This window comes from Fusibacillus kribbianus (genome assembly GCF_030053595.1).
GTDB classification, from domain to species: Bacteria; Bacillota; Clostridia; order Lachnospirales; family Lachnospiraceae; genus Lientehia; species Lientehia kribbiana.
In genome coordinates, this window is record NZ_JASGBQ010000032.1 from 22,675 (window position 1) to 29,510 (window position 6,836).

The following is a 6,836-nucleotide window of genomic DNA, read 5'->3' on the forward strand; positions in this document are numbered from 1 at the left end:
CTTACATAAGAGCATTGATAATGTTTTCCACCAGACCACCAAAGCCCATGAAGCTTAAGCTGGTAATGCTTGCGGAAACAAGAGTGATCGGAAGTCCCTTGAAGGATTCCGGCGGGTTTGCATTTTCCACACGCTGACGCACACCGCAGAACAGAAGCATGGCCACCAGGAAGCCGACACCTGCGCCCACAGCACAGATCAAAGCCTCAGCATAGGCAAAGCCAAAGCCATACGCTGCCACGTCGGCGGAATAATTCTGTACAGACAGGATCGTAACACCGAGTACACAGCAGTTGGTCGTGATCAGGGGAAGATATACGCCCAGGCCCTTGTAAAGGGCAGGGATATAACGCTTCAGGGTGATCTCGATCAGCTGTACCAGTACAGCGATGACGAGAATAAAAATGATCGTCTGCATATAGCCAAGGCCATTGGCATCCAGAAGGAACATCTGAAGAGGGAAGGTAACCGCCGTAGCGATAAGCATTACTGCAATTACCGCCAGGCCCATACCAACACTGGAATCCAGCTTTTTCGATACGCCCAGGAAGGGGCAGATACCAAGGAACTGTACCAGCACATAGTTATTTACCAGAATCATGCTGAAGAAGATCGTTGCAAAGGTTGCCACATGTAAACTCATGCTTCAGCACCTCCTTTCCCGCTCTTGCCTTTCTCACAGGCAGAATCGGCGTGGCCGCAGCCGGGACAGTCACCACACATCTTTCTTTCGATGGGATGATTCGTCTTTTTCTCGATCCAGATACAAAGAGCCATCAGGCATCCGAATACGAAGAAGCCGCCGGGCGCAGAGCCAACCACGGTCATTCTGTCCACGGACTCCGGGATCAGCTGAATGCCGAACCAGGTTCCGGAGGCGATGATCTCACGGATGGAGCTCATAAGGAACATAACCAGCGTATATCCGATACCCATGCCGAGACCATCCAGGGCGGAATCGATCACCGTGTTCTTGCAGGCAAACATCTCTGCACGGCCAAGGATGATACAGTTAACTACGATCAGGCTCAGGAATACGCCGAGAGACTTGAACAGCTCCGGCATATACGCATGAAGGACCATCTCGACTACCGTTACAAAGGTAGCGATGATGACAATATAACAGGGCAGGTGAACCTTTCCGGGAATCACCTTCCGGAGTGCAGAAATCACTATATTGGAGCAGAGAAGCACGAAGGTCATGGAGAGGCCCATGCCCAGGGCTCCGGAAACAGTCGTTGTGATTGCCAGAGCAGAACAGCATCCCAGAACGAGGCGGAGCACCGGATTCTCACGGATAATACCGTTGGTAAATACTTTCCACTTACTTTGTTTTTCGTTCATTTACTCCACCCCCTTAATCTCGTCATTGTAGCAGTTCATGGCACTGTTCACCGCTGCAAATACTGCGCCGCTGGAGTAGCTGGCGCCGCTGACAGAGTCCACCGGCTGTCCGTCGGAAACTGCTTTGGAGGCGTCCCATCCAAGGAATCCGTTGTAAAAGGTTTCGGCACCGACCTTACTTCCGATACCTGCCGTCTGTGTGGAGGCATCGACCTGGATTCCGCTGATAGTTCCGTCTGTATCAAAAGCCACATACACCGTCACATCCTTGCCGGAATAACCGGAAGCCACGGCCTTCACGGCCGCCTTTCCGTCGGCAGTCTTAACGGCGCTCTGTACACCGTCTGTAGTCACCTCAAGGCTCATCAGGCTGTTGGCGTCGGTTCCCTCAGGAAGGACTGAAAGAAAGGCCTGCTGAGTTGCCAGGAGCTCATTTTCTTCGATCAAAGGCGCTGTCTTCTGATTCAGTGCGGCAAGCAGCGCACCGCACACCACGCAGATCACCAGAAGTACCAGTACAGGAGACACGATCGTCTTAAAAACGCTTTCCTTTGCTGTTTCACTGTTCTTTGCCATTACTGAGCGCCCCCTTTCCCATCTGCTGCGGGAGCAGCCTTTTTCTCTTTTTTCGGTTTGGTAAAGCCCAGAGGAATCTGATGACTCCATTCATTGAACCAGGGAGTCAGAAGGTTGCCCAGGAGGATCGCATAGCTTACGCCCTCATTCATGCTGCCGAACCGACGGATCGCAAATGCGACCACGCCGATAAAGATTCCGTAGATAATTCTTCCCTTCGCATTAAAGGGACTGGTCACATAATCTGTCGCCATGAATACGGCGCCAAACAGGAGGCCGCCGCTCATCACTTCCACCAGCGCATTGTGGACGCTGCCGCCCTCTGCAATGAGAGACAGAATAAATATGGTCAGGATCATGCTGGCCGGAATCGAGATATTGATCACCCGGCGGATCAGCAGATATGCGAGGCCGATCAGAATGGCAATGGCACAGGTCTCGCCGAGAACGCCGCCGCGGATACCGATCAGCATATCCACAAGGCTCACGCTGCTCTTATCGACCGTCTCCGCAAGAACCGTAGCCGATGAGATCGCATCTGCCGTTCCCTTCGGATAAACATAAGCCGTCATTCTTCCTGCAAAGCCCAGGAACAGAACGATACGTCCCACCAGAGCCGGGTTTGCAAAATTGTAGCCAAGTCCGCCAAACAGCTGCTTGGTAATAACGATCGCCACAAAAGCGCCGACGATACAGATCCAGAACGGCATATTGGCAGGCATATTCATTCCCAGGATCACACCTGTCACACAGGCAGACAGATCAGAAATGGGAATCTTTTTATGGAGCAGCCTGCAATACAGGTACTCAAAAGCTACACACGCTGCGGTGGTCACAACAATTACCATCAATGCGCGGAAGCCGAAAATCAGCGTTGCCGCCACCACACAGGGCAGCAGCGAAATCAGAACGTCTCCCATGAGACCCTGAGTCGTTGCCTTATCCCGGATATGAGGTGAGGCAGTTACAATCAAACGTTCATCCATACGTCATTTCCCCGCCTTTTCTTTTTTAGTTTTCAGATACCATGCCTTTGCCAGTGTCGTGTTCTGCGAGATGAGACGCTTCGCAGGACATGCATATGTACAGCTTCCGCAGGCAACACACAGATCCACATTATACTTGTCCAGTGCTTCGTAATCCTTATGTTCAAAGGCTTCCGCGATATGCACCGGTTCCAGTCCCATGGGACACGCGGTAATGCAGCGGCCGCAGCGGATGCAGGGTCCCGGCTCCGGAATGGCTGCCTTTTCCTTCGAGAAGAGGATCAGGCCGTTGTTCTGCTTAAGGACAGGGAAATCCACGCCGGGAGCAGCACCGCCCATCATAGGGCCGCCGAAGATCACCTTGCCCAGCTCCACATTCTCTTTAATGCCGCCGCAGGCTTCGATCACATCCCGGTACAGGGTACCGATGGGAACTTCAATATTCTGAGGCTTCGCAATGGCGTCGCCCTCCACCGTAAGACGCTTCACCGTAAGGGGCATGCCCGTCTTCAGGAATTTGCCCAGGGTGGAAACGCTGGTCACGTTCATGATCACGCAGCCGCAGTCTGCAGGAAGACCCGGCTTTCCGGCCGCGGTAAGCTGAGGAACCTCACGGCCCGTACAGGTCTCGATCAGGGTTTTCTCAGCGCCCTGAGGATAACGCATGGGAAGCTCCTTCACTTCAACCCCCGGCATATCCTTTGTGAGAGAAGTGAGCAGCTTGATGCATTCCGGCTTGTTTCCTTCAATTCCGATGATACAATGTCCGATGGCACAGTGCTTCATGACTGCAGAAATACCGGAAAGAATGGTATCGCTGCACTCCAGCATCTCTCTTGTGTCCGTGGACAGATAAGGCTCACATTCCGCTCCGTTGATAATCAGAGTGTCGATGGTATCTGCTGCCAGCTTAACATGGGTCGGGAAGCCGGCACCGCCGACACCCACAAGACCACACGCCTGAATGGCCGCAAGAAGGCTCTTCTTATCATTTACCTCCGGAGGTACGCAGGAAGGGTCCGGAGTCTGATTTCCGTCTGTGTCGATGACAACCGCCTTGCAGACAGCGCCGTTTACCATGCGGAAACCGCCTATAATTTCCTTTACCGTACCAGATACACTGGAATAAATGTTTGCACTGACAAACCCACCGGCCTTACCGATCAGTGTTCCCACCAGAACTGTGTCCCCCTTCTGGACAACCGGTTCTGCCGGCGCGCCGATATGCATGGACATGGGAATGATGACCTGTTTTGCAACAGGCATCCTGACCGTCTCCATTGTCGCTGTCGGTTTATCATGAGGTGCAGTCACACCCTTTGCAGAGCGTTTCAGAAATTTTAACATGGAATCCTATTCCCCCATTTCCTGGTCTGGACAGACGATCCGACCTTAAATAAATACTACCTGTAGTTTAAACACTTTTCATGGAAGAGTCAAGCAAATATATGCAAAATTCCATCCATTTCCCCTTTGTTTTGTTACGTTATTAACAAAACAATCAAGGAACAGAATAATTATGGTATATTATCAGACTTTTTCAAGATCTCAGAATAATATTGCAGCAAATCCTCTTTTGTGTTCTTTTCGGGAGCTTCCAGTACAAGCTGAAGACACTTCTGAAGGCATATTCCCAGTTCCCGTCCCGGCTTCATGCCGACTGCAATCAGATCCCCTCCGTTGATGGCAAGAGTCTTGAGAGAGACACAGTCGCCGGCCTCTCTGATCTCCTTATAATATGCTTCCACCTGTGCCAGCTTGGGCAGATACGTCTCTCTGGCATACGCATTCTTTCCCATGCTGTCCGCCGAACACACCTCCAGAAGCAGCGGAAACAGCTCCTCACCCACGCGGTTCAGCGCCCTTCTCACGCCTTTTTTCGAAATTGAAAAAGGAAAATCGTGATAAGTCACCAGCTTTGTCACCGCCTCCAGGGTGGCATTATCAAATTTCAGCCCGCGGATGATCCGCTCTGCGATCTGCGCGCTGTATTTGGCATGATTATAAAAATGAAGGTTTCCCTGCGCATCCTCCGACAGCACTTCCGGTTTTCCCAGATCATGGAGCAGCATAGTCCACCGAAGAATATGATCTGCCCGGACATGTTCCAGCGTCTTCAGGGTATGTTCCCCCACCGAAAGCTCATGGTACCGGTTTTTCTGGGGCGTCTCCATGGCTCTGTCAAATTCCGGCATGACCACTGCCGTAATCCCCAGCTCATACGCCTTCCGGAAATACTCCGGATGGGGGGAGCAAAGCAGCTTATCCAGCTCGGCCTGGATCCGTTCCCGGCTGATCAGCTCCAGTCGTCCGGCCATCTCACGTATGGCCGCCGCCGTTTTTTCCTCGATGGCAAAGCCCAGCTGAGCAGAAAACCGGACCGCCCGCAGGATCCGCAGAGCATCCTCCGTAAAACGCTCCCTGGCTTCCCCGACGCTTCGGATGATCCCGGCTTTCAGATCATCGATCCCGTGAAACACGTCTATGATCCCGGTCTTCGGACTGTAGGCCATGGCGTTGATCGTAAAATCCCGTCGTGCAAGATCCACGGTCAGACTGGCAGTAAAGGTCACATCCTTCGGATGGCGTCCGTCCTCATATTCCCCGTCCACCCGATAGGTTGTTACCTCATAGCCCGTTTTCCCCATCATCACGGTGACGGTTCCATGGCGGATTCCCGTATCAATGGTCCGGCGAAACAGACTTTTCACCTGCTCCGGTCTTGCCGACGTGGTAATATCCCAGTCTCCCGGTATTCTGTTTAAAATGGTATCCCTCACGCAGCCGCCGACCGCATACGCCTCAAAGCCGGCTTTTTCCAGGGTATCAATGATAACTGCCACGTGGGACGGAATTTCTATTTTCATAATGATGCCTCCTCTGCTTCCATATCATACCACATTTTCAGCACTCCATACAAGACAGGATGTTTATACCAATTAGCCCGAAATCGTCTATTTATGGGAAAATTTACTAGGCATCGCCTTTGATTTCTGATATACTTTTTATAAAAGATACGAATGGGGGAGTTTTATGTCGAATCTGTTACACGAATTAAAGGAAACCTTTTCCGAGGATGAGCTCATTGCCCACAGCCATCACAAGCGGCTGGAGCACCTGATCCTTACCCTTCGGAATCTCGCCGTGGCCGTGGCTGTCGTGTTGTTTTTGGCGTCACTCTTTCACGTGCCCTACAGCAGCATTCTGAAGGCCGTCGCCTATTTCTTCGGCGCAGGCGCCTATTTCTGCGAGATCCTGTTACTCACCGACTGCCTGACAACAAAAATGCCCCACAAGGAAATGTTCATGGCTTACTGCTTCGGACCCATGTATATCCTGCTGGGGCTCAGTTATCTGCTGGGACATTAGAATATTTTCTATACACAGAAGGACCGCAGCCCCCATGGGAAACTGCGGTCCTTCTGCGTTTTGCTGTGAAAAACCCTTTTCTATATAAATATAAATGGTTTAATCTGCTTAGAACAGACCTGTGATTCTGCCGTTTTCGTCTACATCGATCTTCTCAGCAGCCGGTACCTTGGGAAGACCGGGCATGGTCATGATCTCACCGGTCAGCGCTACGATAAAGCCTGCGCCTGCAGAGATCTTCAGGTTCCTTACGGTTACCTCGAAGTCAGTAGGAGCACCAAGCTTGGTCTGATCGTCGGTCAGGCTGTACTGGGTCTTTGCCACGCAGATCGGGCAGTTTCCATAACCCATTGCCTCCAGCTGTTTTGCCTGCTTCTGAGCGTTTGCAGTCAGGACAGCTCTCTTGCCGCCGTAGATCTTCTGTACGATCTGGTTCAGCTTATCCTCAATGCTGGTTCCTTCCAGTTCATAGGAGAAGGTGAAGTCATTGGGCTGCTCGCAGAGTCTTACGACCTCTTCTGCCAGAGCCTTGCCGCCCTCGCCGCCCTTTGCCCATACCTG

8 protein-coding genes are annotated in these 6,836 nt (G+C 51.9%); 1 reads left to right on the forward strand and 7 read right to left on the reverse strand.

Features of this window, described 5'->3' with window-relative positions:
• Position 1: 1 nt before the first annotated feature.
• The 6 genes from QJ036_RS13025 to QJ036_RS13050 form a co-directional block, all read right to left on the reverse strand.
• Entirely contained in the window at positions 2–643 is a 642-nt protein-coding gene (locus QJ036_RS13025) for an electron transport complex protein RnfA (RefSeq protein WP_283231805.1), read from the reverse strand.
• On the reverse strand, positions 640–1,344 hold the full coding sequence (gene rsxE, locus QJ036_RS13030) for an electron transport complex subunit RsxE (protein ID WP_283231806.1): 705 nt from the start codon (positions 1,342–1,344) through the stop codon (positions 640–642). The genes QJ036_RS13025 and rsxE overlap by 4 nt, the downstream gene beginning before the upstream one ends.
• Positions 1,345–1,920: an FMN-binding protein gene (locus QJ036_RS13035; RefSeq protein WP_283231807.1), complete on the reverse strand. Its 576-nt coding sequence runs from the start codon at positions 1,918–1,920 to the stop codon at positions 1,345–1,347.
• Positions 1,920–2,906 carry an RnfABCDGE type electron transport complex subunit D gene (locus tag QJ036_RS13040; protein ID WP_283231808.1) on the reverse strand — a complete coding sequence of 329 codons (987 nt, stop codon included), beginning with the start codon at positions 2,904–2,906 and terminating at the stop codon, positions 1,920–1,922. Before QJ036_RS13040 ends, QJ036_RS13035 begins: the two co-directional genes overlap by 1 nt.
• A 3-nt stretch (positions 2,907–2,909) precedes the next feature.
• Positions 2,910–4,253, reverse strand: coding sequence for an RnfABCDGE type electron transport complex subunit C (locus QJ036_RS13045; protein ID WP_283231809.1), 1,344 nt, complete (start codon positions 4,251–4,253; stop codon positions 2,910–2,912).
• Between the two features lie 170 nt (positions 4,254–4,423).
• A complete protein-coding gene (locus tag QJ036_RS13050) occupies positions 4,424–5,773 on the reverse strand; it encodes a CCA tRNA nucleotidyltransferase (RefSeq protein ID WP_283231810.1) in 1,350 nt (449 codons plus the stop codon).
• Between the two features lie 166 nt (positions 5,774–5,939).
• Between QJ036_RS13050 and QJ036_RS13055 the strand changes: the two genes are divergently transcribed.
• Positions 5,940–6,275: a hypothetical protein gene (locus QJ036_RS13055; protein WP_283231811.1), complete on the forward strand. Its 336-nt coding sequence runs from the start codon at positions 5,940–5,942 to the stop codon at positions 6,273–6,275.
• Positions 6,276–6,383: 108 nt separating this feature from the next.
• Here the strand turns inward: QJ036_RS13055 and QJ036_RS13060 are convergent.
• Positions 6,384–6,836, reverse strand: a 453-nt coding sequence (locus tag QJ036_RS13060; RefSeq protein WP_283231812.1) for a formate--tetrahydrofolate ligase, incomplete at its 5' end; no start/stop codon positions are given.

Excerpts from the sequence above, each read along its gene's own strand:
- QJ036_RS13025 (WP_283231805.1), bottom strand. The coding sequence starts at position 643 with ATGAGTTTACATGTGGCAACCTTTGCAACGATCTTCTTCAGCATGATT.
- rsxE (WP_283231806.1), bottom strand. The coding sequence starts at position 1,344 with ATGAACGAAAAACAAAGTAAGTGGAAAGTATTTACCAACGGTATTATC.
- QJ036_RS13035 (WP_283231807.1), bottom strand. The coding sequence starts at position 1,920 with ATGGCAAAGAACAGTGAAACAGCAAAGGAAAGCGTTTTTAAGACGATC.
- QJ036_RS13040 (WP_283231808.1), bottom strand. The coding sequence starts at position 2,906 with ATGGATGAACGTTTGATTGTAACTGCCTCACCTCATATCCGGGATAAG.
- QJ036_RS13045 (WP_283231809.1), bottom strand. The coding sequence starts at position 4,253 with ATGTTAAAATTTCTGAAACGCTCTGCAAAGGGTGTGACTGCACCTCAT.
- QJ036_RS13050 (WP_283231810.1), bottom strand. The coding sequence starts at position 5,773 with ATGAAAATAGAAATTCCGTCCCACGTGGCAGTTATCATTGATACCCTG.
- QJ036_RS13055 (WP_283231811.1), top strand. The coding sequence starts at position 5,940 with ATGTCGAATCTGTTACACGAATTAAAGGAAACCTTTTCCGAGGATGAG.